Source organism: Enterobacter cloacae complex sp. P38RS (genome assembly GCF_014930775.1).
Classification (GTDB): domain Bacteria; phylum Pseudomonadota; class Gammaproteobacteria; order Enterobacterales; family Enterobacteriaceae; genus Enterobacter; species Enterobacter bugandensis.
In genome coordinates this window covers 173,468-197,439 of record NZ_JADBRS010000009.1, presented here as the reverse complement: position 1 = coordinate 197,439, position 23,972 = coordinate 173,468, and the positions used below count along the sequence as shown (strand labels likewise).

Here is a 23,972-nt window from a genome sequence, read left to right as displayed (position 1 = left end):
CGGAAACGGGTGAGCATTTCCGGATTCTTACACAGCCACTGGATCGGTCAACCGATCCTTAACTGATCGGCATTAGGCCTCGAGGCCCGCTTTTTTTTATCCGTTATTCACTATCACAATCCCGCCGTGGTCGTAGCGATAGTGGCAGTGGGCATACTCCAGCGGCGTGCCATCTTCCAGATAAATGACCTGCTCCACCTCCAGCACCGGATCGGTTTCCTCACAGACCAGATGCTCTCTGTCCAGCGCGCTGGGCTTTAGCGCCCGCACGACCCGGTATGACCCCATAATTTTCAGCCCCAGGGTTTCCTGAACGTACTGAAACACTGACCCTTCAAGGTGGTTTTTCGTCAGGCCCGGCACCAGATTCATCGGCATCACCGTGGAATCCAGCGACATCGGTTCGCCGTTCAGTAGACGCAGGCGAATGAAGTCGTAGATCGGCGCATCGGCGTTAATCATCAGCGACGCCTGCTCTTTTTCGTTCGGGAAGCGCAGTTCGAAATGCACCACCTGGCTCGTGACCGTACCCAGATGCGCCCAGGTTTTGGTCGCGCCAAAGTAGTCGCTGCCGGAGAGATCCCACTGCGAGAGCTGGAGGAAGTTTTTGCGGATGAACGTCCCCTGCCCCTGGCGGGTGTAGACCAGCCCTTCGACGATCAGCTGGCGCATCGCCTGCTGAATAGTCATCCGGCTGGTACTGAACTCCGCCGCCAGTGCAAACTGGTCCGGCAGGGGTTCGTTGGCGGCGTACTGCTGGCTGATAATGCGTTTCTTAATTTCCCGCGCTATGGTGATGTACTTCGCCGCCATCGTCCTTCCTTTCTGTTAGTTTTCTATCCCGCTGTTTTTCAAGGCCACTCGCTCGGCAATTTTGAGGAAAGGCAGGTAGAAGAATACACCAAATACGATGATTGCCAACTGGACCACCACGGCGCGCCAGTCCCCCGCCGTCGCCAGCCAGGCGCTGAGGATCGGCGGCGTGGTCCAGGGGATCATCACCACGCAGCGGGACATTAACCCCAGCGTGGTGCAGAGCCACGCAAAATAAATGCCGATGGCGGGCAGCAGCACAAACGGGATCATCAGCGGCAGGTTAAAGACGATCGGCAGGCCGAAAATCACCGGCTCGTTGATGTTGAACAGGCCCGGCGCCAGCGACAGACGCGCCACCTGCTTCGCCGACTGTTGCCGCGAGAAGATAAAGATGGCGATCAGCAGCGAGATCGTGCTGCCCGTACCGCCCACCATGCCAAACGTCGGCACAAAGATGTTGTTGATGATGTGCGGGATCGGCTGTCCGTTGGCGAAGGCCAGCATGTTCTCGTTGGTGTTAATCAGCAGAAACGGCTCCAGCACCACGCTGTTGACCACCGACTGATGAATGCCGAGCGTGAACAGGAAGTTGCCGAAGCTGTAGATGAAAATCGTCCCCGGCAGGCTGGTGTTGATCAGCCGCAGCGGCTGCTGGATAAAGGTCGTGATGAGATGGATCAGATCCGTATGCAGCACGTTTGCCAGCAGCGCCGCCAGCACGGCGAACACCGACAAGGTAAGAATGGTTGGGATCAGCGCGGTAAAGGATTTGCTCACCGCCGGGGGTACGTTTTCCCCCAGCGAAATGTGCAGCGCCTTCAGCCGCGAAATGGCGATGAACAGCTCGGTGGAGAGCAGGCCAATCAGCACCCCGGCGAAAATCCCGGTGGAGCCGATATTGGCGAACGTCAGCACCTGCGTCACGCTGACCGCAGCGTCGCTGCCAACGGGCGTAACCTGTAAGCGCATCGGCATCATGATGATAAAGCTGCTGACGGCGATAACCACTGCCGAGACCGGATTGTCGAAATCTTTGTTGCGCGCCAGCGACCAGGCAATCATCGGCGCCAGCAGCAGCGCGGCGATGTTCAGCGTGCCGTTAATAATCGCCTCGCCCCACACCTTAAACTGTGTGAGCGTGTCGCCCTCAAAAATCCACGGGAACACCACGTTGTTCACCAGCACCGCCAGACCGGCGAGGATGAAAATCGGCATCACCGTGGCGAAGGCGTCGCGCAGGGATCGCAGGTGCACCTGGTTTGCCAGGCGCGCCGAGAACTCAACAAATTTATCGACAAAGGACTGCATGTGCGGTGTGATTTTTGTTTCAGACATAGCGGAGTGTTCCCATCAATCAGTCACAAAAACGGCCCGGCAGCGTACGGCTTACATCTCGCGTCCGTTGGTATGGATAACCTGTTTTAACCACGCGTAGCTCTTCTTCGGCACGCGCTTAAGGTCTTTCAGGTCGTGATTCTCGCGGTTGACATAGACCACGCCGTAGCGCTTACGCATGTCCCCCTGCGAGCTGAGAATGTCAATTAACCCCCAGCCGAGATAGCCAATGACCTCTGCGCCATCCTCGAACATGGCTTCCTTCATGGCCTCGATATGCGCCCGGTGGTAGTCGATGCGGTAGGTATCCTCAATCGGGTTAACCCCGTCCCAGGACTCAATCACCCCAATACCGTTTTCAATCGGGAAGACCGGCATGCGCCAGTCGTTGGCATAACGCGTGATGATGGTGCGAAAACCCAGCGGGTCGATCTGCCAGTTCCACTCGGTGGCTTTCAGGTAGGGGTTATTTTTCTCACCGTGCAGCAGGTAATAGTTGACCGGCGTGCCTTCCGGGATCGCATCGCTGTCCAGCGTTTTGCTGGCGTAGTAGCTGAAGGCCATAAAGTCATTTTTCGTGCGGGCAAACAGAGCGAGATCCTCGGCGCGATAGATATCACCAAAGCCCTCCTGCTCCACCACCGCCATCACCGCCGGGCTGTAGCCCTGACCGGCAAAGACGCGCAGCAGGTTCTGGTTGAGGAATTCGTCATACTGCTGGGCGCAGAAGATATCGCGCGGCTTGCAGGTGGCCGGATAGATCAGCTGGTGCGCCAGCATGCCGCCCATTAGCTGGCCCGGTTTTGTCTGGTGCAGATACTCGGTCAGCGACATGTGCGCCACCATCGCATGGTGCTGAAGCTCATACAGCTCGCGCAGGGTTTTCTCGCCTTTCATATAGCCGGAAATGCGGAACGCTTCCGGCATATGGAAGATGTTCTGCTCGTTAAAGGTCAGCCAGTACTTTACCCGGTCGCCGAAGCAGTCGATCATCTTTTTGCCATAGCGGATAAAAGCCTCCCCCACGCGGCGATCGTTGAAGCCGTTGTACTCCTGCGCCAGCGCCAGCGGCATGTCGAAGTGGTAGAGGCAGACCATCGGCTCGATGCCGCGGGCGATGAGATCGTCAATAAAGCGGTCGTAAAAGGCGATGCCCTCGTCGTTGAACGCGCCGTCGCCCTGCGGGCAGACGCGGCTCCAGGAGATCTGGAAGCGGTAGCAGTTCATGCCCAGATCCTGCATCAGGTCGAAATCTTCCCGGTAGCGGTGGTAGGAGTCGGTCGCCACCTTCCAGTCGGAGACGTTTTCTCCGGCTTCACGAATGTCGTACACCGACATCCCCTTCCCACCCTCGTTCCAGGCCCCTTCCGTCTGCATGCTGGATACCGAGTTGCCCCATAAAAAGTTGGCCGGCAGTGAATTGTTCATGCTCTCTCCCTATATGACTAGTCATTTAAAATCTCATGACTAGTCATATAGGCGAAGATGAAATTTCGATCAAAGGGGAGGATCGTTTTTTGTGAGGAATGTCGGAAAGAAGCGCTGAGCAGGAAAAATGGATAACGAAATCCTGTTATTTAGGCCTGAGCATTAGCCTATGCAGAATCACATTTCCTGCTCGTGCCGCTGGCTGGCCTCATAAAATCATTATTAACTTAATGCGCACCAACCACGGCTCAGGCCGGAACATAAAAATCTCAACCCTATCAAATGGAAAATGACGCTCATGAAGATATCTACTCGCCGTATCGCATTCGCTCTCAGCTTAGCGTTGCCCGGCTCAATGACTCACGCGGCAACGGTGTATACGGGTGATAAAGTGCAGGGAGTGCCGGTTATCTCTACGCTGGATGTATCAGACCTGCCAGCCGGACAACATCGCTTCATGTTCGAGGGGGTTGAGACAGGAACGGGACAGCGCTGGTATGTACCCATAATGGTGGCAAAAGGGAAAACGGACGGGAAGAAAGTCCTTCTGCAGGCAGGCGTCCACGGGGATGAGCTAAACGGCGTGCGCATCGTACAAAAAGTGATGGAACAACTGGACCCCGAAAAAATGAACGGCAGCGTTATTGGCATCATTGGCCCAAACCGTTCTGGCCTTGAGAGAGTCTCCCGGACATGGTCTGTTTCAACCGATGGGGGTGAAACGATCGACTACAATCGCGTCCATCCAGGAAAAGAAACGGGTAACCCTGCTGAGCGTCAGGCATGGATGATGTGGAACAAGGTTTACAAGGGGAATGTCGACCTGGCGATTGACTATCACACCCAGTCTACCGGAACGGCTTACCCGCTGTTCATTTATGCCGACTACCGCAATGCGGATGCCCGGACAATTGCGGAACTTTTTCCGGCAGATCAAATTAAGAAAGACCCCGGCGAAGCCGGCTCAATGGAAACCACCTTTATTCAAAATGGTATCCCGGCAATAACGGCCGAGACGGGAGAGCCGAGGATTTACCAGCAGGATATGATTGCCCGGGGTTTAGAGGGTGCCCTCAATGTACTGATCCATTACAAGGTGATTGAAGGCAAAATCGGCGCAACCGCCAGCAGCAATAAAACGTATATTGGTAATGCTATCAGTTCCATACGAGCAACTACGGGTGGGTTTGCGGAAGTTTTCGTTAAACCCGGCGACACGGTAAAAGCAGGACAAGAGGTCGCCCTGCAGCGAAATGCTTTCGGTGATGTTGTCGCGAAGTATTCAGCGGAAAGGGACGGCAAAGTACTGGCAATTGGAACAGATGTGGTCAGAGAGCCCCGAGCCCTGCTGGTAAGAGTCCTTGAGCAAAACCCAGCCGCAACCTGCAAAGACGGCTGCTGATTACCGCCACAGCCCATCGTTGAATCGGCAAAAGCAGCTTATCGTCATTTCTTCGATATCATCCCCGGCAGGCGAAGCGCCGCCGGGGATGAGGAGCGTTATTGTTGCGCAAGCTGATTGCGACGATACTCCCCCTGCCGCTCCAGCATCCAGCCAGGATATTCAAGCGGCAGCGCGCTCACGGCATCCAGCTGTTTAAGCTCGTCTTCGCTTAAGCGGATCCCGGTGGCGGCAATGTTGTCGTCCAGCTGTTCAACGCGCTTCGCGCCAATGATGACGCTGGTCACCGCTTTCTGGTGCAGCAGCCACGCCAGCGCGATTTGCGCCACGGAAACGCCTTTACTTTCGGCGATGGTACGCATCACGTCCACGCAGTCGAAGGCGCGATCTTTATCCACTGGCGGGAAGTCGAACGCCAGGCGACGACTACCGGCCGCGCTCTGCCCGTCGCGATCGTATTTTCCGCTCAGCAGACCACCCGCCAGCGGGCTCCATACCATCAACCCGACGCCTTCGCTCTGCATCATCGGCACCAGTTCGCGCTCAAGGTCACGCCCGGCGATGGTGTAGTACGCCTGCAATGAGGCAAAACGCGCCAGCCCCAGACGCTCAGAGATGCCGAGCGCTTTGGCAATCTGCCATGCCGCCCAGTTCGAGACGCCGATATAGCGCACGTGACCGTGCTGCACAAGATTATCCAGCGCGTAAAGCGTCTCCTCGATGGGGGTCGCGGGGTCGAAACCGTGCAGCTGATAGAGATCGATATGATCGAGCTGCAGGCGGCGCAGGCTCTCCTTCACGCCGCTGATGATGTGATAGCGCGAGCTACCGCGCGAGTTCACCCCCGCTGTGCCGGTTTCACCGAACACCTTGGTGGCAACGACCACGTTTTCGCGCGGAATTTTCAGGTTCTTCAGCGCCTGCCCGGTGATCTCCTCTGAACGCCCTTCCGAGTAGACATCTGCCGTGTCGATAAAATTGATCCCGGCGTCCAGCGCGCGGCCCACCAGCTGCTCGGCGTCGCTTTGCTGAAGCTGACCAATTTTGCCCCACATGCCGCCTTCACCGCCGAAGGTCATGGTGCCGAGGCAGAGTTCAGAAACAAACAGTCCGGTATTGCCCAGTTTTTGATAACGCATAACGCTTTCCTCGCATGTCGATTGGATGTCTGTTAGTTATACCCGCCCCCCAGCCATCGCGAATGTGGCGTTCCTGTCCGTTTCTTGCCCAATCCTCTGAATCTATCCGCGTGGGGCGTCGCCAAAGACGCTGTAGTCTGGCAGCCGCACCTGCTGATACGGCTCCCAGCCGCCGCCGAGGGTTTTGTAGAGCGCCACCAGGTCAAGCGCGCTCTGCACCTGCGCCTGCGCCCGCTGCTGTTCGGCCTGAGCGAGCTGACGCTGGGCGTCCAGCACGTCAATAAAGCTGGCGATCCCCTGCCGGTAGCTGTCGCTGGCGAGATCAAAGGCGTTTTGCAGCGCGTCGATGGTTTTCGCCAGGCCCGCTTCACGCTGCTGGTCGGTGCGATAGCTCACCAGCGCGTTTTCAACGTCGCCGAGCGCCGTCAGTATCGTCTGGCGATAGTCCAGCACTGCCGCCCCCTGCTGCGCGCGCGCCACCTTGACGCTGGAGACCAGTCGACCACCCTGGAAAATCGGGATGGAAACCTGCGGGCCGAAGCTGTAGAAGTGGCTGCTCCAGTCGGTCAGCCAGCCGGATTCGCTGTTGCGCAGGCCAAACTGTCCGGAGAGGGTAAAGCTCGGGAACAGCTCGGCCACCGAGACGCCAATCTGCGCCGTGGCGGCATGAAGGTTGGCCTCCGCTTCGCGCACGTCCGGACGGCGGCGCGCCAGCGTGGACGGTATACCAGTCTGCACGATATCCGGCAGCGCGGGCATTGGCTGCGCGGATTGCAGTTCGGCATCCAGCGCGCCCGGCGGCTTACCAAGGAGGATCGCCAGCCCGTTCATCGCCTGGCGTTCCTGCGCCTGATACTGCGGCAGCTGCGCTTCAAGATTGCCCAGCTGCGCCCGGGCATTTTCCACGTCCATCTGCGGTGACAGCCCGCCGCGCTGGCGGCTTTCGGTCAGGTCCAGCGTCTGCTGCGCGCTTTTAATCTGTGTGTTCAGGGTAGCGATAATGCTCTGCGCCCCGCGCAGCTGGAGCCACGCGCGCGCCACTTCCGCTTCCAGCGACACCAGCGCATCGTTACGCTGTTCGATGGCGGCCTTCTGCTGCGCCTCGGCGGCTTCCACCTGACGGCGCACCTTGCCCCACAGGTCGATTTCCCACTGGGCGTCGAAGCTGCCCTGATAAAGGTTAATCGGCTGCGTCAGCGGTCCCAGCGCGCCTCTGAGTTCAGGGTCGACATTATCCAGCTGGTCGTACACGCCGTGAGATTTTAGCTCCCCTTCCAGCCCGAGCTGCTGGCGCGTCGCCTGCAGATTGCCGTTCACCGACGGGAAAAATGCCCCGCCCGCCTGGTTAATCTGTTCACGCGCCCCGGCAATGCGCAGCACCGTTTGCTGCAGCGTCAGGTTACCGGCGATGGCGCGTTCAACCAGACTGTCGAGCTGCGGCGAGCCGAAGGTTTTCCACCAGCGCGGATTGGTCGCGGCGGAGGTGGTTTGCGATTTTACCGCGCTGTCGCCCTTATCGTTCCAGTGCGTAACGGCGGGTGGCGCAGGCTGCTGGTAGTCCGGCCCGACGGCGCAGCCCACCAGCAGCATCATTATCATCAGGGGGTGTAAACGTCTGTGTATCATCAGTGTGCTCCTGCACTCCCCTCGCTCTTAACCGGCGAGAGCAACAAACAAAACGGAATCAATAGCAAGGCCACGGCGCTCAGAATGGTGAAGACGTCGATGTAGGCCAGGAAGCGGGACTGCTCGATCATCGTCTGGTACATCCGCCCGGTGGCAATCCCGGTCGGATCGCCCACCTGGGTGGTGAAGTTCTGGATCGCCTGGGCGCTTTCGCGAATCGCCAGCTGGAACTGCTCGTTAAACGGCGAGGCGTGGTAGGCAAGGTGCGCGCTGTGCGCCTGCGCGCGCTCGGTGATGGCCGCCGTCGAGAGAGAAATCCCGATGGACCCCGCCACGTTGCGGAACATGGTAAACAGCGCCGCCGCATCGGCGTTGAGCCGTCTCGGTATCGAGATGAAGGCGATGGTGGTGAGCGGCACAAACAGGAACCCCAGACCAATCGACTGGGCGCTGCGGAACAGCACCAGGGTTTCGAAGTCAATATCCGGCGTCAGCGTGCGCGACCAGAAGAACGACACCGCCAGGCAGGTAAAGCCAAAGGCGATGATCCAGCGCGTCTGCACCACCGGCATCAGCTTCAGCACCAGCGGGATGGTCAGCACGATCAGCACCGCGCCGGGCGAGAGCACCAGCCCGGACCAGGTGGCGGTATAGCCCAGATCCTGCTGCGCCAGCTGCGGGATCACCACCGAGCTGCCGTAGAGGATCATCGCCATCCCCGCCATCAGCAGGCTGGAGATCGCGAAGTTGCGGTCCTTCATGCAGTGCAGATCCACCACCGGCTTTTTGGCATACATCAGCCAGTAGATTGCGCCGATAATGCCGACCAGCGTCAGCACCGCGAAGGTGCGGATAAAGTTCGAGTAGAACCAGTCGTCATCCTCGCCCCGGTCGAGCATCACCTGCAAACAACCGAGACCGAGGGCGATCAGGCCGATCCCCGTCCAGTCGATGGTCAGCTTCTCTTTTGATTTGCTCTCCCACGGCGGATCTTCCAGCAGCTGGTAGATCGCCAGCACCGTCACAATCCCCACCGGGATGTTGATAAAGAACACCCAGCGCCAGGAGTAGTTGTCGGTGATCCAGCCCCCCAGCGTCGGGCCGAGCACCGGCGCGACGATAATCGCAATGGAGGAAAGCCCAAACGCTTTGCCCCTGTCCTCCGGCTTGAAGTAGTCGAGCAGCACCGACTGCTGGGTGGGCTGTAGCCCGCCGCCAAAGAAGCCCTGCATCACGCGGAACAGGATGATTTGCCACAGCTCGGTGGCGATGCCGCACAGAAACGAGCAGATGGTGAACATCACGATGCAAATGAGGAAGAACTGCTTGCGGCCAAACAGCCGGCTCAGGAACGCCGAGATGGGCAGCACGATGCCGTTCGCCACCAGGTAGCTTGTCAGTACCCAGGTGGATTCGTCGTAGCTGGCCGAGAGCGACCCCGCCACGTGCGGCAGCGCGACGTTGACGATGGTGGTGTCCAGAATTTCCATGAACACCGCCAGGGTGACGACAATCGCCACCGCCCACGGGTTACTGGCGGGCTTCCAGTTATCGTGGCTATGATCCGTCATTCCACGGTGACCTTCGGTTCAACCGACAGCCCCAGCGGCAGCGGCTTGTTCGGATCCAGACCTTTATCAATGACGATTTTTACCGGTACGCGCTGAACAATCTTCACGAAGTTACCGGTGGCGTTTTCCGACGGGAAGGCGGAGAAGCGCGAGCCGCTGCCCTGCTGGATGCTGTCGATATGGCCTTCAAGCTCCATATCCGGCCAGGCATCCACGGAGACGCTGACCTTATCGCCGGGCTTCATGCGCTCAAGCTGGGACTCTTTAAAGTTCGCCACCACCCACACGTTCGGGGAGACCAGCGAGAACAGCGCGGTGCCCGCCTGAACCAGCGTGCCGGGCTGCACGTTGCGTTTGGTGACAAAGCCGTCGAACGGGGCGCGGACTTCGGTGTAAGAGAGGTTCAGATTCGCGGTTTCCAGCTGCGCTTTGGCCTGTTCGACCTGACGCTCGCGGGCTTCGACGTTGGTCTCCTGTTGGCGGATTTGCAGCTGTACCTGCTCCGCCACTTCCAGCTGCGCCTGTGCGCTGGCAAGGCCAGCCTGGGCACTGCGCAGCTGAGCGTTCGCAGAATCAATACTTTGCTGGGTGGTCGCGCGCGGGTCGACGCCGCGCTGGCGCCGGTACTCTGCCTGCGCGTTCGCCAGATCGGCCTGCGCTTTCAGCACCTGCGCTTTGGCTTCGTCACGCTGGGCGGGATACTGCACTTTTGAGAGCGCCAGCTGCGCCTGGGCCTGATGCAGCTGCGCGATAGCCAGCCCAAGCTGAGCCTGAGCCTGATCGCGCTGGGCGGTGGTATCACGCGGATCGATCACCACCAGCACGTCCCCTTTCTTCACGCGCTGGTTATCCCGTACGCGAAGCTCGGTAACGTAGCCCGCCGTTTTAGGGGCAATCGTCACCACGTCGCCGTCGGTAAAGGCGTCGTCGGTCGTCTCTTCGTTGCGGGTTAAAAACCACCAGACCAGCGCCACGATCACCATCACGATGACCACGATGCCAAGGATAATTAACGGTTTTTTGCCCGGGCGTTTACGCTCGTTATTGTTTTTATCCTGCTCGTCAGCAGGTGGATTTTGTTCTTCTGCCATAATTCAGCAACGGTCCTGTCAGTGAGCGGCATCACACTATGCCGTTCACTAAAGCTAGGACGTTGCTATACATTTGCCAGGAAAAACTGACAAATTGCGCACTATATGAGAAGGAATAGTCCGAAACCGATCGCCGCAGCCCAGAGCAGCATCGGGATCGACCAGAGGTGGAAGCGCCACCAGATGCGACGGTCGTTGGCCATGCGCAGGGCGATCAGGTTTGCCAGCGAGCCGGGCAGCAGCCCAAACCCACCGATGTTCACCGCCCAGGCCAGCAGCGTATCCGGCGGAACGTAGTTGAGCAGCAGAATGGTGGCAGGCACGTTGCTGATAAACTGCGACAGGCCAATCGCCGTCAGCCACAGCCCCGGCTGCGACAGCGTGCTGACGCTGTGCAGAACGTTTTGCAGCACCGGAAGCTGAATAAGCAGATGCACGTCGATGAACATCGCCATAAAGACCAGCAGCAGCGTCCAGTCCACGCTCACCAGCACGCGCCGCGCCAGCACGACAAAGCCCGCGGCGACGAGCAGGACGCCAGCCAGCTCATACCTCAGCTCCAGGGCGAACAGAAAGACGATATACAGCCCGAGGCAGCTCCAGACCAGCCGCGGCTGCCACTGCGGGCCCGTGGTCCCGCTATGGTATTGCAGCTTTTTATCCGGAAACGCGAACCAGCAGACCGCCAGCAGCGACAGCATCATCACCAGCGCCAGAGGCGCCATCTGCCAGGTAAAGGCGGCGAATGACAGACCGGAACGTCCCCAGAGAAGAATATTTTGCGGGTTGCCGATGGGCGTCAACAGAGAACCGGCGTTAACGGCGAGCGCTTCAAAGATGATCAGTCTGCTGACCGGGATCTCGCAAAGCTTACGCAGGGTGAGCGTGAGGGGCACGATGATAAACAGCGCCACATCATTGGTCAGAAACGTCGACAGCACCGCGGCGGAGAAGACCATAAACAGGGCCAGCCTGCGCTCGGTGGCAAAACGGCGCACCATTTTACGCCCCAGGACGTCAAAATAGCCGCTCAGCTCGACCCCTTTGGTCAGCATCATTAACCCGCTCAGGGTGATGATGGTGCGCCAGTCAATCGCCGCAGACCAGGCCTGTGGCGCAAACGGCACAAACAGGCTTAACCCGGCGCCAATGATTAATAAGAGATGGAAGAAACGATCGCGTGAGAGGGCCTGCAGTCCAGGGATTTTCATTCAGCGGAGGGACCATATTTAAGGGTAAATTCGCGAAACTTTACCAGCGTCTCTTCGCTAACGTGGTGCTCCATTCCTTCCGCATCCCGACGGGCAATTTCCGGGCTGACGCCCAGCACCAGCAAAAAGTTCTCGACAAGCTGATGGCGCTCGCGGCTCTCCTGCGCAAGCTTCTCCCCTTCCGGCGTCAGAAACACGCCGCGCCAGGGGATCATTTCGATCAGGCCTACCGAGGCCAGACGTTTTAACATTTTAGCGACCGTCGGCTGCGAAACCCCGAGCCTGGCGGCCATATCGACCTGACGCGCTTCCCCAACCTCGCGGATCAGATCGGAAATCAGTTCAACATAATCATCAATCAGTTCACGCCGGTGCGCTTCACGGACCTGGCGAAAACCTTCGACATGTTCTTCAACATTCACCAGTTGCGTCGTTTTTTTAATGGCTGGCTTACCTGCGCGACGGTTCATTGTACTTCCTCATTGGGGTGACGCTTCCAGCGCCCGGTATCGAGAGCGCACATTGTAAACCATCCCTCCACAAGCACAAAAAATTAACGAAATAGCCATAGCTATACAATATAGCCTGTGCTATATCTGTATGTAATGCAGTCACCCTTCACGGATCGAAGGGATCAAACATCAGGAGGTCTCATGAACGAATTCAAGAGGTGCATGACCGTGTTTACCCACTCTCCTTTTAAAGTGCGCTTAATGCTGTTGAACATGCTGTGCGATATGTTTAACAACAAACCGCATCAGGACGACAAACCTTCCCACTAAGCGGCGTTGCGGTACGCCGCTTCATTTTTCTGTCACACTTCCGCTGTAAACTGACCAATTCCCGATAATTTTTGCGGATTTGTAGCCCCCTTCGCAAAACATCTGTTTAGCAACTGTTGACCTTAATTCACGCTCGCACTATCTTCTTGCAGCCCTGCACAATTTGCGGCTCGCTGAAGCGGACCTCTCATTCCCTTTCCACGCACTGTCCGGCAGGCTTTGACCCTTGGCGCCAGGGTGAGCACATGGCGTTTTTGTGATAGTGACCTATGAATGTAACCCTGATAGATACCATCGTTACCCGCAGCCGGGCCTTAAGCCCGTGGACGGGATTTTACTTTTTGCAGTCGCTGCTGATTAACTTTGCGCTCGGCTATCCCTTCAGCCTGCTTTATGCAGTGGCTTTCACCTGCATCCTGCATGTGCTGTGGCGAGCGGCCCCGCGCGCGCAAAAAGCGTTGGTAGGGGTCTGTTCGCTGATTGCTGCGATGTATTTCCCGTTTGGCCAGGCCTACGGCGCGCCAAACTTCAACACCCTGCTGGCGCTGCACTCCACCAATATGGAAGAGTCGACGGAGATCCTGACGATCTTCCCGTGGTACAGCTACGTCGTCGGCCTTTTTATCTTTGCGCTTGGCGTCATCGCGGTTCGTCGCAAAGCAGACTCGAAGAGATCATGGGGAAAAATGGAGTCTCTGTGCCTGGCGTTTAGCGTGGGGACGTTTTTCGTTGCGCCGGTGCAAAACCTGGCCTGGGGCGGCGTGTTCAAGCTAAAAGATACGGGCTATCCGGTGTTCCGTTTCGTTAAAGACGTCGTCGTGAACAATAAAGAGGTTCTCGACGAGCAGGCGCGCATGGCTGAACTTTCCAATATGAAAGACACCTGGAACGTGCTGGCGGTTAAGCCGAAATACCATACCTATGTGGTGGTGATTGGCGAGAGCGCACGTCGCGACGCGCTGGGCGCATTCGGCGGGCACTGGAATAACACACCGTTTGCCAGCTCTGTCAACGGCACCCTGTTTACCGATTATGTGGCGGCCAGCGGCTCGACGCAGAAATCGCTCGGCCTGACGCTGAACCGCGTGGTGGATGGCAAACCTCAGTTTCAGGATAATTTCGTCACGCTGGCCAACCGCGCCGGTTTTCAGACCTGGTGGTTCTCCAATCAGGGGCAAATTGGCGAATACGACACCGCCATCGCCAGTATTGCTAAGCGTGCTGACGAAGTGCAGTTCCTGAAGAGCGGCGATTTTGAAGCCGACAAAAACACCAAAGACGAGGCGCTGCTGAAGATGACGGCGCAGGTCTTTGCTACCCCGCGCACCCAGCCGCAGCTGATTGTTCTGCACCTGATGGGATCGCACCCGCAGGCCTGCGATCGCACTGGCGGTAAATACGCGGAGTTTGTGCAGTCGAAAGAGACCTCTTGCTATCTCTATACCATGACGCAAACCGACGAGCTGCTCAGCAAGCTTTACGATCAGCTGCGCAATACGGGCGAAAGCTTCTCTGTGGTCTATTTCTCGGATCACGGGCTGGCGTTTAAAGAGCGTGGCAAAGAAGTGCAGTATCTGGCGCACGACGACCAGTTCCAGCAAAATTTCCAGGTGCCGTTTATGGTGCTGTCGAGCGATGATAAAACGCATCGCGTTATCAAAGCGCGGCGCTCGGCGAATGATTTCCTGCAGTTCTTCTCGCAGTGGACGGGGATTAAGGCCAAAGAAATAAAAAATGATTACCCGTTTATCTCCAACAAGAAAGCGCCCCCAGTGTACGTTACCAACTTCAAGTTACAGAAAGTTGACTATAACCATCTGGGTACCGATATTTTTGATATTAAGAGTAAGTAAGCTGTGCGATCTCGTGCGGTCTGATGCCCTCCCCCTGACCCTCTCCCACATGGAGAGGGAAAAAGCTAAAAAAAAAATCCGCCACATTGGGCGGATTTTTTATTAGCTCACCGAAGTGATTAGAAGCGGTAACCTACGCCCGCGATCCAGGTGCCAACGTCAACGTTGCGGATACGGCTCTGCTCATAGGAGAAGTCCAGAGCCACGTCCTGGATTGGGTTGAACTGCAGGCCTGCGCCATAGGAGAAGCCGTAGTCGCTGTTGCTTGCAGTGCGGTTCAGACCCTGGTTTTCGGTCTGCTGGAATTTACCGTAGCCAACACCTACAACACCGTAGATGCTCGCCCAGTCGTTCAGACGGTAAGCTGGACCAGCAGTGATACCGTAGTACTGACCTTTATTGTATGCGCCGTTTTCAGTACGATCTTTCTCGGTGTAGGTGAAAGAACCGATCACGCCCAGCGGGTTGTTATCCTGCTCGTAACGATACTTCAGGTTGAAACCGTTGGTTTTGTTCATCACGCCCTGCATATCGCTCTGAGCGTAACCACCAGTTACAGTAGAAGTAGCAGCTACAGCGGTACCTGCGGAAACAGCCAGTACAGCGGCCAGTGCTGAAAGACATGCAATTTTTTTCATAACCACCTCAAATGTGCTTCAAGTAAGTCCGTAAGTTTTAAATATATCAAAAAAATTTGCGAAACTCTTTGTGATTCGTGATGTCTAATGAGGCCTTTCCTGTAACAGAACGTTTCCAACCTCAGCTAACTCTTTCAAATCACATGCGATTTTTCCTACTAAACGCCCATATTGCGCGTCTGCGCCGTTACATTCATCCAGATTATTCCTAATCTTTCAGGTGATAAATCCACCAGCGCTTAACCATTTTACGGATTTCACGGGTCTTTTTTTTCAACCTAGTCTCAACCGTAGCTGTATATTTCCTTTACACTGCAACCTTTACTCCACTTGACATTAGCTGACAGGAGAAAGGATGCCTGGGTTATCCCGCACGTCGTCGGTCTGGTTGCCGGTAGCCGTCATACTTATTGCCATGTTGTCCATCCAAAGCGGTGCTTCGCTGGCAAAATCGCTTTTTCCACTGGTGGGTGCGCCCGGGGTAACAGCCCTGCGTATCGTGCTGGGAACGGCGATACTGGTCGTCATTTTCAAACCCTGGCGTCTGCGCTTCAAAAAAGAGCAACGTCTTCCCCTGCTTTTTTATGGTCTGTCCCTCGGGGCAATGAACTATATGTTCTACCTCTCTATCCAGACCATCCCGCTGGGGATTGCCGTCGCGCTGGAGTTTACCGGCCCGCTGGCGGTCGCGCTTTTCTCGTCACGTCGTCCGGTGGATTTTATCTGGGTCGTGCTGGCCGTTCTGGGCTTATGGTTCCTGCTGCCGCTCGGCCAGAATGTCTCTGAGATTGATCTCACGGGCGCAGCGCTGGCGCTGGGAGCAGGAGCCTGCTGGGCTGTCTATATACTCACCGGGCAGCGAGCGGGTGAAGAGCATGGCCCGGCAACGGTCGCCCTGGGTTCCGTGATTGCGGCTATCGTTTTTGTGCCGATCGGTATGGCGCAGGCCACGGAGTCTATCTGGCAATGGTCAGTCATGCCAATCGGGCTGGCGGTCGCTATTCTTTCAACGGCTCTCCCCTATTCTCTGGAGATGATTGCCCTGACGCGTCTGCCGACGCGCATATTTGGCACTCTGATGAGCATGGAGCCCGCCCTTGCGGCGATCTCCGGGATGGTGTTCCTGGGCGAAACGCTGACGTTAACCCAGACGCTGGCGCTATGCTCAATTATCGCGGCGTCAATGGGGTCAACGCTCACCATGCGCCCTGAACCTAAAGTTGAGAAAATCGACATCGGCTAATGCCATATATTCTGCATGGCTTCATGGCCATGCAGAATAAAGGCCAGAATGCCATCCGTTATAATTTCTTACATAGTTTGTCATATAACCGAAATATCCTTCCCCACCCATTCCCCTCGAGGCGAATTAAGATTGATCTGTATCAATTCCAAAATTACCTTTTAATTTCAATAAGTTAAATTATCAACCTCCTTCTTACTATTAAACCGATAGGCACAGCCAGACCGCAGAGAAAAAATCCGGTGCTATACTTAGTTCCGTAATTACCTGGGACATAAACATCAAGAGGATATGAGATTATGAGTACCGCTAAACTGGTGAAAACGAAAGCGTCTAATCTGCTTTATACCCGTAACGATGTATCGGATAGCGACAAAAAAGCGACCATTGAGTTGCTGAATCGCCAGGTGATCCAGTTCATCGATCTTTCGCTGATCACCAAACAGGCCCACTGGAATATGCGCGGTGCAAACTTTATTGCCGTCCATGAAATGCTGGATGGCTTCCGCACAGCACTGGTGACACACCTCGATACGATGGCTGAACGTGCCGTTCAGCTAGGTGGTGTTGCGCTTGGTACCACGCAGGTGATCAACAGCAAAACGCCGCTGAAAAGCTACCCGCTGGATATCCACACCGTTCAGGATCACCTGAAAGAGCTGGCGGACCGCTACGCGATTGTGGCCAATGACGTGCGCAAAGCGATTAGCGAAGCCAAAGATGAAGATACCGCAGACATCTTCACCGCCGCGTCCCGCGACCTGGATCAGTTCCTGTGGTTTATCGAATCTAACATCGAGTAATCCATAAGACTTTCCTGTCAAACCCTCGCCTCTGGTGAGGGTTTTGCACATTTATGGTGCACAGTTTTTGCCTGAGACGGTGCAAAAGTGAATAAATTGTAATAATCACCTCACACAACCGTTAATGGAAGATTGTTTTTTCGTCAGAATTTACGCTTAATATCTCCCCGTCAGTTGACCCAAACGAAGCGCACCAAAATGGTGCTCCATGCTGGTGCAACACGACATCATTGCCACGCTTTTTGTGCAATGTATGATTTCATCCCCTTTGTAAAACAACAGCTTGTAAAGTTGGCACGATTTTTTCATTGTGCCAGTCGTTCTCGCAGGGGATCGCCCCGTGGATATAAAAGGAAATGCTATGAAGTCTGTATTAAAAGTTTCACTGGCTGCACTTACCCTGGCTTTTGCGGTGTCCTCTCAGGCTGCCGACAAACTGGTTGTGGCGACCGACACGGCGTTCGTTCCGTTTGAATTCAAACAGGGTGACAAATACGTTGGTTTTGATGTTGATCTGTGGGCCGCTATCGCCAAGGAACTCAAACTGGACTACACCCTGAAGCCGATGGACTTCAGCGGCATCATCCCGGCGCTGCAAACCAAAAACGTCGATCTGGCGCTGGCGGGCATCACCATTACCGAAGAACGTAAAAAAGCGATCGACTTCTCTGACGGCTACTACAAAAGCGGCCTGCTGGTGATGATCAAAGCGGATAATAACGACGTAAAAAGCGTGAAAGACCTCGACGGTAAAGTGGTGGCAGTGAAGAGCGGCACCGGTTCCGTGGATTACGCGAAAGCGAACATCAAAACCAAAGACCTGCGCCAGTTCCCGAACATTGACAACGCGTATATGGAACTCGGCACCAACCGTGCTGACGCTGTTCTGCACGACACGCCGAACATCCTGTACTTCATTAAAACTGCTGGTAACGGCAAGTTCAAAGCCGTGGGCGACTCTCTGGAAGCTCAGCAGTACGGTATCGCGTTTCCGAAAGGCAGCGACGATCTGCGCACGAAAGTTAACGGCGCGCTGAAAACGCTGAAAGAGAACGGCACCTACAACGAAATCTATAAAAAATGGTTCGGTACTGAGCCTAAATAATTTTACCTGAATTCAGGTTTATAGCGCCCGGCGGCGCTCACGCTTGCCGGGCCTACATTTTTCGTTTTTCACCACGGTATACAGGAATACATCATGCAGTTTGACTGGAGCGCCATCTGGCCTGCCATTCCACTCTTGCTTGAAGGCGCTAAAATGACCCTGTGGATTTCGGTCCTGGGTCTGGTAGGTGGGTTGATTATCGGTCTTGTCGCCGGTTTCGCCCGCACCTACGGTGGCTGGATTGCAAACCACATCGCACTGGTTTTCATCGAAGTGATCCGCGGCACCCCGATTGTCGTGCAGGTCATGTTTATCTACTTCGCCCTGCCAATGGCCTTCACCGACCTGCGCATCGATCCGTTCAGCGCGGCCGTCGTGACCATTATGATCAACTCGGGCGCCTACATCGCGGAAATCACCCGCGGGGCGGTGCTGTCGATTCATAAAGGTTTCAGCGAAGCCGGTCTGGCATTAGGTCTTTCTCGTCGCGAAACGATCCGTCACGTTATTCTCCCGCTGGCGCTGCGCCGCATGCTGCCGCCGCTGGGTAACCAGTGGATCATCAGCATTAAAGATACATCGCTGTTCATCGTTATCGGCGTGGCCGAACTGACCCGTCAGGGCCAGGAAATCATTGCGGGCAACTTCCGCGCGCTGGAAATCTGGAGTGCGGTCGCCGTTGTTTATCTGATCATTACGCTGGTACTGAGCTTCGTTCTGCGCCGTCTTGAAAGAAGGATGAAAATCCTGTGATTGAATTTAAAAACGTCTCCAAGCACTTTGGCCCAACCCAGGTGCTGCACAATATCGATCTGAATATCAAGCAGGGTGAAGTGGTGGTGATTATCGGGCCTTCCGGTTCCGGTAAATCGACCCTGCTGCGCTGCATCAACAAGCTGGAAGAGATCACCAGCGGCGATCTGATCGTTGACGGTCTGAAGGTAAACGACCCGAAAGTGGACGAGCGTCTGATTCGTCAGGAAGCGGGCATGGTGTTCCAGCAGTTCTACCTGTTCCCGCACCTGACGGCGCTGGAAAACGTGATGTTTGGCCCACTGCGCGTGCGCGGTGCCAACAAAGCGGCGGCGGAAGCGCTGGCAAAAGATCTGCTGGCGAAGGTTGGCCTGGCGGAGCGTGCGCACCACTACCCTTCCGAGCTCTCCGGTGGCCAGCAGCAGCGCGTGGCGATTGCGCGCGCGCTGGCGGTGAAACCGAAGATGATGCTGTTTGATGAGCCGACGTCCGCACTCGACCCGGAACTGCGCCACGAGGTGTTGAAAGTCATGCAGGATCTGGCGGAAGAAGGGATGACGATGGTGATCGTGACCCACGAAATCGGCTTTGCTGAGAAAGTGGCTTCCCGCCTGATCTTTATTGATAAAGGCCGCATCGCCGAAGACGGTAACCCGCAGGAATTGATCGCGAATCCGCCTAGCCAGCGTCTGCAGGAGTTCCTGCAGCACGTCTCCTGATCCCTCGCTACATACCGAGCCGGGCTTGCCCGGCTTTTTTACGCCAGATTGTTCCCAAAAACTCCCCTCCGCCTATCGCCCTCTATACTTATCATTTTGCACGATATTTTTGTCGGAGGACGCCGTGCCGTGGATCCTGCTGCTGTTGATAAGCCTGTTTAGTACGCCATCGCTCGCCGTGGCAATCCCCGGCGTCACCACCGGAGCAACTGCTACTCAGCAAAATACGCCGCCTCCGGAGCCGGATGCAGAACAAAAAAAAGCGGCCTATAGCGCACTTGCCGACGTCCTTGAGAATGACACCTCCCGGCAGGAGCTGATCGATCAGTTGAGGAAGGTGGCCGCCACGCCGCCTCAGGATCCGGTTCCGACCATTACGCCACCGCAGATCGAAGAGGAAAAGACGGTACTGGAAAACGTCACCGACATCAGCCGCCGCTACGGGGAAGCCCTGTCGTCGCGTTTTGCCCAGCTCTATCGAAATCTTGTTGGCACCTCGCATAAACCTTTTAATCCCCACACCTTCACCGCAGCCGCCACGCAGTTTGCGATTCTGGCGGGTGCCGTATTCATTTTTTACTGGCTACTGCGCCTGTGCGCCTGGCCGCTCTACCGGAAGATGGGCCACTGGGGACGGAAAAAAAATCAGCATAAAAGCAGCTGGCTGCACCTCCCGGCCATGATTACCGGGGCGTTTATCATCGATTTACTGCTGCTGGCCCTGACGCTGTTTGTCGGTCAGGTGCTGGCGGACCGCCTCAATACGGGCAACAAAACCATTGCCTTCCAGCAGGCGCTCTTCCTGAATGCGTTTGCGCTCATCGAATTTTTTAAAGCGGTGCTGCGCGTCATCTTTTGCCCGCGCGTGCCTGAACTTCGCCCTTTCAACATCAACGACGACAGCGCGAAATACTGGGCCGTGCGGCTAAGCGTGCTCAGCGGGCTGATAGGATACGGCCTGCTGGTTGCCGTGCCGATTATCTCCAACCAGGTCAACGTGCAGTTTGGCGCGCTGGCGAACGTGCTGATTATGCTCTGTATAACCGTCTGGTCTCTGTACCTTATCTTTCACAATAAAAGGGCGATCACCGAGAGTCTGCTGCATCTGGCCGACCGTTCCCTCTCTTTCTTCAGTCTGTTTATCCGCGCCTTCGCGCTGGTGTGGCACTGGCTGGCAAGCGCGTATTTTATTGTGCTGTGCTTCTTCTCGCTGTTCGACCCGGGAAACAGCCTGAAATTTATGATGGGGGCGACGTTTAAAAGCCTGGCGATTATCGGCATCGCGGCGTTTGTGTCCGGGCTGTTGTCCCGCTGGATCTCGAAAACCATCACCCTGTCGCCGCAGGTGCAGCGTAATTACCCGGAACTGCAAAAACGGGTGAACGGCTGGATGTCGGTATCGCTTAAGGTGGCGCGCATTCTGACCGTCTGCGTGGCGATCATGCTGCTGCTGAATGCGTGGAGCCTGTTTGATTTCTGGAACTGGCTACATAACGGCGCAGGCGAGAAGACCGTCGATATTTTAATTCGTATCGCGCTGATTCTGTTCTTCTCCGCCGTCGGCTGGACGCTGCTGGCGAGCCTTATCGAGAACCGTCTGGTGTCGGATATTCACGGCAGGCCCCTGCCCAGCGCACGGGCCCGCACATTGCTGACGCTGTTCCGCAACGCGCTGGCGGTGATCATCAGCACCATCACCATCATGATTGTGCTATCGGAAATCGGCGTGAATATCGCCCCGCTGCTGGCGGGTGCAGGCGCGCTGGGGCTGGCGATCTCCTTCGGCTCGCAAACGCTGGTGAAGGATATTATTACCGGCATCTTTATCCAGTTTGAGAACGGGATGAACACAGGGGATCTGGTGACCATCGGGCCGCTGACCGGTACCGTGGAGAGGATGTCGATTCGCTCGGTAGGCGTGCGTCAGGATACCGGGGCATATCACATCATTCCCTGGTCATCGATCACTACCTTCGCCAACTTTGTGCGCGGCATTGGCTCCGTTGTGGCCAACTACGATGTGGATCGTCATGAAGATGCCGACAAAGCGAAGCAGGCGCTGCGGGATGCGGTCAGTGAACTGATGGAAATGGAGGATATTCGCGGGCTGGTGATTGGCGAGCCATCGTTTGCCGGCATCGTTGGGCTGACCAACACGGCGTTCACCCTGCGCGTGTCGTTCACCACCCAGCCGCTGAAGCAGTGGACGGTGCGCTTTGCCCTCGACAGCATGGTGAAAAAGCACTTCGATCTGGCGAACGTGCGAACGCCGGTGCAGACGTATCAGGTATTGTCGCCGCCCGCCTCGCCGCTCCCTCCGCAGGAGCCGACGCTGTAACCGAGCCGGGTGGCGGCTTTGCCCTACCCGGCCTACGGCGGGATACTATTTGCGACGTTTGTTATCGTCCATAAACGACCAGGCGATAAAGCGGCTCTGCTTCTGGCCCTGCGCCATCTCTTTTTTCACTACTTTTACGGCACCCGCTTCGCTCAGCGCACGGTAGAGCGGCGGCAGGTTATCCCCGCGGGAAACCAGCGTCGTGAACCACTTCACCTGACGGCCAAACTGTTGGCTTTCCGCAATCATGCGCAGGATGAAGGCAACTTCACCGCCCTCGCACCACAGCTCCTGCTGCTGCCCGCCGAAGTTCAGCGCGGCGTCTTCCGCCTGACCGAGGTTGCGGCGTTTACGTTCGCTGCCCTCGCGAGCCGCTGCCGCCGAATCATGAAACGGCGGGTTGCACATCGTAGCGTCATAGCTTTCGTTTTTATGAATAATGCCGTTGAAGATGGAAGCCGCCTCTTTCTGACGACGCAGACGAATGGAACGGCTCAGGCCAGGGTTCGCGCTGATAATCGCCTGCGCGCTGGCAAAGGCCTCGGCGCCGATTTCGCTCCCGGTAAAGCGCCAGTGATATTCATGTACGCCAATCAGCGGGTAAATCAGGTTTGCCCCGGTGCCTATATCCAGAATGGAAGCCTGCTGCGGTACAGCGCCGTCACGATCTTCGGCAAGCAGATCGGCAAGGTGATGAACGTAATCAGCGCGGCCCGGCACAGGGGGGCAGAGAAAGCCTTCCGGAATATCCCAGTGAGCCACACCGTAAAAATGCGCCAGCAGGGCTTTGTTCAGCGTTTTCACCGCCTGCGGATCGGCAAAGTTGACGGTCGGCTCACCCGCTGGGGTCTGGACAATATAGTCCTGCAGCGCAGGGCAGCTCTGGCACAGGGCGTTCATGTCGTAGCGGCTGCGGTGGCGATTTCGTGGGTGCAATCCCGGCTTTTGGGAAGTCATGGCGTTCTCCTTTAAACAGCGGCGTAAGATACCCTGTGCTGGCCCAGCGGTAAATCTTTCTCTGCGGCGCTTAAAAAAACACCGTAAATCAAACACCTCTACGTCTATGATCTGTCAGCGAATTGTCAGTTTTTATCGTTCAAAAAATAAGCAGATCATCATCAAATATTTGCGCTAAGTCACACTCGTCAGGCTTCTAAACTTAAAGGGAATCACCTGTTGTTTCCTCATGAGGATGTGATTATGAAAAAGTACCTGACCCTTGCTGTTATCGCCGGCGCCCTGGCAACGGCTTCATTTTCTGCGATGGCCGTTCAGTCACTGAATGAAAGTACCGATACTAGCCAGCTGCGTCCGGCGGGCACCGTCTCGGTAAGTCGCGCAAGTAACCTGGACGATCTGCAGAATAAACTGGCCGAAAAAGCCCGCCAGGAAGGTGCGAAAGGCTTTGTCGTGAACTCCGCTGGCGGAGATAACCATATGTACGGCACAGCAACCATCTATAAATAATTTTTTTCCTCCACAACAAGACTGCATCTGCCTGCCGGATGCAGTTCATTTCCGCTTTATCTTGATTGTTCATTTTTTAACCCCATATTAAAAGCAGGGTTTAAACCGATTTCAGGAGGATGCCATGGCTTCCGGTTGGGCGAATGACGACGCCGTTAACGAACAGATCAACAGTACCATTGAAGATGCGGTTGCGCGCGCTCGCGGTGAGATTCCGCGCGGCGAAAGTTTGAAGGAGTGCGAAGAATGCGGAGAGCCGATCCCTGAGGCGCGGCGTAAAGCCATTCCAGGAGTAAGGTTATGTATTACCTGCCAGCAGGATAAAGATTCAAAAAATGCCTCATATTCAGGTTATAATCGCAGAGGATCGAAAGATAGCCAGTTACGCTGACTCTCCTTTACCTAAGTTAACCCTGCCTGCACTTACCTTTACGCTCACGGTTTTTAGCGAACCGCGTAGCAAAATGTGCCCTTCATCCTTCTTCTGTAAAGCGCATCCACAAGAAGTGTAAAGCGCTGGTTTGAATTTATTAATATTCAATAAGTTATTTTTCATTCAATTTTTTTGACTGACCACGTCAATTCTCTTCGATTTTATCCCTCAGGAAAAAACGTGATACTTATCACATCGACGGAACATCGTCCCCTTAAC

Annotated in this window: 22 protein-coding genes; 11 read left to right on the top strand and 11 right to left on the bottom strand. The window is 55.9% G+C overall.

The window, feature by feature from the left end:
* Nucleotides 1-96 precede the first annotated feature (96 nt).
* Genes IM303_RS14160 through IM303_RS14150 form a run of 3 tightly spaced genes read right to left on the bottom strand, consistent with a single transcriptional unit; the run spans nt 97 to nt 3,579 of the window.
* Nucleotides 97-813, bottom strand: coding sequence for a GntR family transcriptional regulator (locus IM303_RS14160; protein ID WP_025912880.1), 717 nt, complete (start codon nt 811-813; stop codon nt 97-99).
* A gap of 15 nt (nt 814-828) precedes the next feature.
* Nucleotides 829-2,151 (bottom strand): PTS sugar transporter subunit IIC, encoded by a 1,323-nt coding sequence (locus IM303_RS14155; protein ID WP_048999183.1) that lies wholly within the window; start codon nt 2,149-2,151, stop codon nt 829-831.
* A 51-nt stretch (nt 2,152-2,202) separates the two neighbouring features.
* Nucleotides 2,203-3,579, bottom strand: coding sequence for a glycoside hydrolase family 1 protein (locus tag IM303_RS14150; protein ID WP_048999184.1), 1,377 nt, complete (start codon nt 3,577-3,579; stop codon nt 2,203-2,205).
* A gap of 298 nt (nt 3,580-3,877) precedes the next feature.
* Here IM303_RS14150 and IM303_RS14145 point away from each other — a divergent pair, with 298 nt between their 5' ends.
* Complete coding sequence (locus IM303_RS14145) at nt 3,878-4,981, top strand: succinylglutamate desuccinylase/aspartoacylase family protein (RefSeq protein ID WP_048999203.1); 1,104 nt, start codon at nt 3,878-3,880, stop codon at nt 4,979-4,981.
* Nucleotides 4,982-5,079: 98 nt separating this feature from the next.
* Here the strand turns inward: IM303_RS14145 and IM303_RS14140 are convergent, their stop codons facing one another.
* The 6 genes from IM303_RS14140 to mntR all read right to left on the bottom strand — a co-directional run bounded on the left by IM303_RS14140 (nt 5,080) and on the right by mntR (nt 12,089).
* Nucleotides 5,080-6,120 carry an aldo/keto reductase gene (locus tag IM303_RS14140; RefSeq protein ID WP_048999185.1) on the bottom strand — a complete coding sequence of 347 codons (1,041 nt, stop codon included), beginning with the start codon at nt 6,118-6,120 and terminating at the stop codon, nt 5,080-5,082.
* 102 nt (nt 6,121-6,222) lie between these two features.
* Nucleotides 6,223-7,746 carry an efflux transporter outer membrane subunit gene (locus IM303_RS14135; RefSeq protein ID WP_193360033.1) on the bottom strand — a complete coding sequence of 508 codons (1,524 nt, stop codon included), beginning with the start codon at nt 7,744-7,746 and terminating at the stop codon, nt 6,223-6,225.
* Complete coding sequence (locus tag IM303_RS14130; protein WP_028012453.1) at nt 7,746-9,317, bottom strand: DHA2 family efflux MFS transporter permease subunit; 1,572 nt, start codon at nt 9,315-9,317, stop codon at nt 7,746-7,748. Before IM303_RS14130 ends, IM303_RS14135 begins: the two co-directional genes overlap by 1 nt.
* Complete coding sequence (locus IM303_RS14125) at nt 9,314-10,408, bottom strand: HlyD family secretion protein (RefSeq protein ID WP_041910714.1); 1,095 nt, start codon at nt 10,406-10,408, stop codon at nt 9,314-9,316. The genes IM303_RS14130 and IM303_RS14125 overlap by 4 nt, the downstream gene beginning before the upstream one ends.
* Before the next feature lie 101 nt (nt 10,409-10,509).
* A complete protein-coding gene (locus IM303_RS14120) occupies nt 10,510-11,619 on the bottom strand; it encodes an anion transporter (RefSeq protein WP_028012451.1) in 1,110 nt (369 codons plus the stop codon).
* Nucleotides 11,616-12,089 (bottom strand): manganese-binding transcriptional regulator MntR, encoded by a 474-nt coding sequence (gene mntR, locus IM303_RS14115; protein ID WP_028012450.1) that lies wholly within the window; start codon nt 12,087-12,089, stop codon nt 11,616-11,618. Before mntR ends, IM303_RS14120 begins: the two co-directional genes overlap by 4 nt.
* A 183-nt stretch (nt 12,090-12,272) precedes the next feature.
* On the opposite strand from mntR, the gene mntS reads away from it, so the two are divergent.
* Both mntS and IM303_RS14105 read left to right on the top strand, forming a co-directional pair.
* Nucleotides 12,273-12,401, top strand: a complete 129-nt coding sequence (gene mntS, locus IM303_RS14110; protein WP_014831181.1) for a manganase accumulation protein MntS — start codon at nt 12,273-12,275, stop codon at nt 12,399-12,401.
* Between the two features lie 269 nt (nt 12,402-12,670).
* Complete coding sequence (locus IM303_RS14105) at nt 12,671-14,254, top strand: phosphoethanolamine transferase (RefSeq protein ID WP_193066545.1); 1,584 nt, start codon at nt 12,671-12,673, stop codon at nt 14,252-14,254.
* Between the two features lie 119 nt (nt 14,255-14,373).
* Here IM303_RS14105 and ompX read toward each other — a convergent pair whose 3' ends face one another.
* The gene (ompX, locus tag IM303_RS14100) at nt 14,374-14,892 is read right to left on the bottom strand and encodes an outer membrane protein OmpX (protein ID WP_028012448.1); all 519 of its coding nucleotides are present in this window, start codon (nt 14,890-14,892) and stop codon (nt 14,374-14,376) included.
* Nucleotides 14,893-15,247: 355 nt separating this feature from the next.
* On the opposite strand from ompX, the gene rhtA reads away from it, so the two are divergent.
* The 6 genes from rhtA (at nt 15,248) to ybiO (ending at nt 21,853) form a co-directional block, all read left to right on the top strand.
* Complete coding sequence (rhtA, locus tag IM303_RS14095) at nt 15,248-16,135, top strand: threonine/homoserine exporter RhtA (protein WP_193360032.1); 888 nt, start codon at nt 15,248-15,250, stop codon at nt 16,133-16,135.
* A 299-nt stretch (nt 16,136-16,434) separates the two neighbouring features.
* The gene (dps, locus tag IM303_RS14090) at nt 16,435-16,938 is read left to right on the top strand and encodes a DNA starvation/stationary phase protection protein Dps (protein ID WP_008501171.1); all 504 of its coding nucleotides are present in this window, start codon (nt 16,435-16,437) and stop codon (nt 16,936-16,938) included.
* Nucleotides 16,939-17,299: 361 nt separating this feature from the next.
* The gene (glnH, locus tag IM303_RS14085) at nt 17,300-18,043 is read left to right on the top strand and encodes a glutamine ABC transporter substrate-binding protein GlnH (protein ID WP_193360031.1); all 744 of its coding nucleotides are present in this window, start codon (nt 17,300-17,302) and stop codon (nt 18,041-18,043) included.
* Nucleotides 18,044-18,136: 93 nt separating this feature from the next.
* Nucleotides 18,137-18,796 (top strand): glutamine ABC transporter permease GlnP, encoded by a 660-nt coding sequence (glnP, locus tag IM303_RS14080; protein WP_003858462.1) that lies wholly within the window; start codon nt 18,137-18,139, stop codon nt 18,794-18,796.
* Nucleotides 18,793-19,515 (top strand): glutamine ABC transporter ATP-binding protein GlnQ, encoded by a 723-nt coding sequence (gene glnQ, locus IM303_RS14075; RefSeq protein ID WP_028012446.1) that lies wholly within the window; start codon nt 18,793-18,795, stop codon nt 19,513-19,515. Before glnP ends, glnQ begins: the two co-directional genes overlap by 4 nt.
* 124 nt (nt 19,516-19,639) lie before the next feature.
* Entirely contained in the window at nt 19,640-21,853 is a 2,214-nt protein-coding gene (gene ybiO, locus IM303_RS14070; RefSeq protein ID WP_193360035.1) for a mechanosensitive channel protein, read from the top strand.
* A 45-nt stretch (nt 21,854-21,898) separates the two neighbouring features.
* On the opposite strand, the gene rlmF is transcribed toward ybiO, so the two are convergent.
* Nucleotides 21,899-22,810: a 23S rRNA (adenine(1618)-N(6))-methyltransferase RlmF gene (gene rlmF / locus IM303_RS14065; protein ID WP_193360030.1), complete on the bottom strand. Its 912-nt coding sequence runs from the start codon at nt 22,808-22,810 to the stop codon at nt 21,899-21,901.
* A 243-nt stretch (nt 22,811-23,053) separates the two neighbouring features.
* On the opposite strand from rlmF, the gene mcbA reads away from it, so the two are divergent.
* Complete coding sequence (gene mcbA / locus IM303_RS14060; RefSeq protein ID WP_028012443.1) at nt 23,054-23,320, top strand: DUF1471 family periplasmic protein McbA; 267 nt, start codon at nt 23,054-23,056, stop codon at nt 23,318-23,320.
* Between the two features lie 124 nt (nt 23,321-23,444).
* Nucleotides 23,445-23,711 (top strand): DksA/TraR family C4-type zinc finger protein, encoded by a 267-nt coding sequence (locus IM303_RS14055; protein ID WP_193360029.1) that lies wholly within the window; start codon nt 23,445-23,447, stop codon nt 23,709-23,711.
* Nucleotides 23,712-23,972: the final 261 nt, after the last annotated feature.

Bases quoted from the DNA above. Each gene is read 5' to 3' on its own strand.
- IM303_RS14160 (WP_025912880.1), bottom strand. From the start codon at position 813: ATGGCGGCGAAGTACATCACCATAGCGCGGGAAATTAAGAAACGCATT.
- IM303_RS14155 (WP_048999183.1), bottom strand. From the start codon at position 2,151: ATGTCTGAAACAAAAATCACACCGCACATGCAGTCCTTTGTCGATAAA.
- IM303_RS14150 (WP_048999184.1), bottom strand. From the start codon at position 3,579: ATGAACAATTCACTGCCGGCCAACTTTTTATGGGGCAACTCGGTATCC.
- IM303_RS14145 (WP_048999203.1), top strand. From the start codon at position 3,878: ATGAAGATATCTACTCGCCGTATCGCATTCGCTCTCAGCTTAGCGTTG.
- IM303_RS14140 (WP_048999185.1), bottom strand. From the start codon at position 6,120: ATGCGTTATCAAAAACTGGGCAATACCGGACTGTTTGTTTCTGAACTC.
- IM303_RS14135 (WP_193360033.1), bottom strand. From the start codon at position 7,746: ATGATACACAGACGTTTACACCCCCTGATGATAATGATGCTGCTGGTG.
- IM303_RS14130 (WP_028012453.1), bottom strand. From the start codon at position 9,317: ATGACGGATCATAGCCACGATAACTGGAAGCCCGCCAGTAACCCGTGG.
- IM303_RS14125 (WP_041910714.1), bottom strand. From the start codon at position 10,408: ATGGCAGAAGAACAAAATCCACCTGCTGACGAGCAGGATAAAAACAAT.
- IM303_RS14120 (WP_028012451.1), bottom strand. From the start codon at position 11,619: ATGAAAATCCCTGGACTGCAGGCCCTCTCACGCGATCGTTTCTTCCAT.
- mntR (WP_028012450.1), bottom strand. From the start codon at position 12,089: ATGAACCGTCGCGCAGGTAAGCCAGCCATTAAAAAAACGACGCAACTG.
- mntS (WP_014831181.1), top strand. From the start codon at position 12,273: ATGAACGAATTCAAGAGGTGCATGACCGTGTTTACCCACTCTCCTTTT.
- IM303_RS14105 (WP_193066545.1), top strand. From the start codon at position 12,671: ATGAATGTAACCCTGATAGATACCATCGTTACCCGCAGCCGGGCCTTA.
- ompX (WP_028012448.1), bottom strand. From the start codon at position 14,892: ATGAAAAAAATTGCATGTCTTTCAGCACTGGCCGCTGTACTGGCTGTT.
- rhtA (WP_193360032.1), top strand. From the start codon at position 15,248: ATGCCTGGGTTATCCCGCACGTCGTCGGTCTGGTTGCCGGTAGCCGTC.
- dps (WP_008501171.1), top strand. From the start codon at position 16,435: ATGAGTACCGCTAAACTGGTGAAAACGAAAGCGTCTAATCTGCTTTAT.
- glnH (WP_193360031.1), top strand. From the start codon at position 17,300: ATGAAGTCTGTATTAAAAGTTTCACTGGCTGCACTTACCCTGGCTTTT.
- glnP (WP_003858462.1), top strand. From the start codon at position 18,137: ATGCAGTTTGACTGGAGCGCCATCTGGCCTGCCATTCCACTCTTGCTT.
- rlmF (WP_193360030.1), bottom strand. From the start codon at position 22,810: ATGACTTCCCAAAAGCCGGGATTGCACCCACGAAATCGCCACCGCAGC.
- mcbA (WP_028012443.1), top strand. From the start codon at position 23,054: ATGAAAAAGTACCTGACCCTTGCTGTTATCGCCGGCGCCCTGGCAACG.
- IM303_RS14055 (WP_193360029.1), top strand. From the start codon at position 23,445: ATGGCTTCCGGTTGGGCGAATGACGACGCCGTTAACGAACAGATCAAC.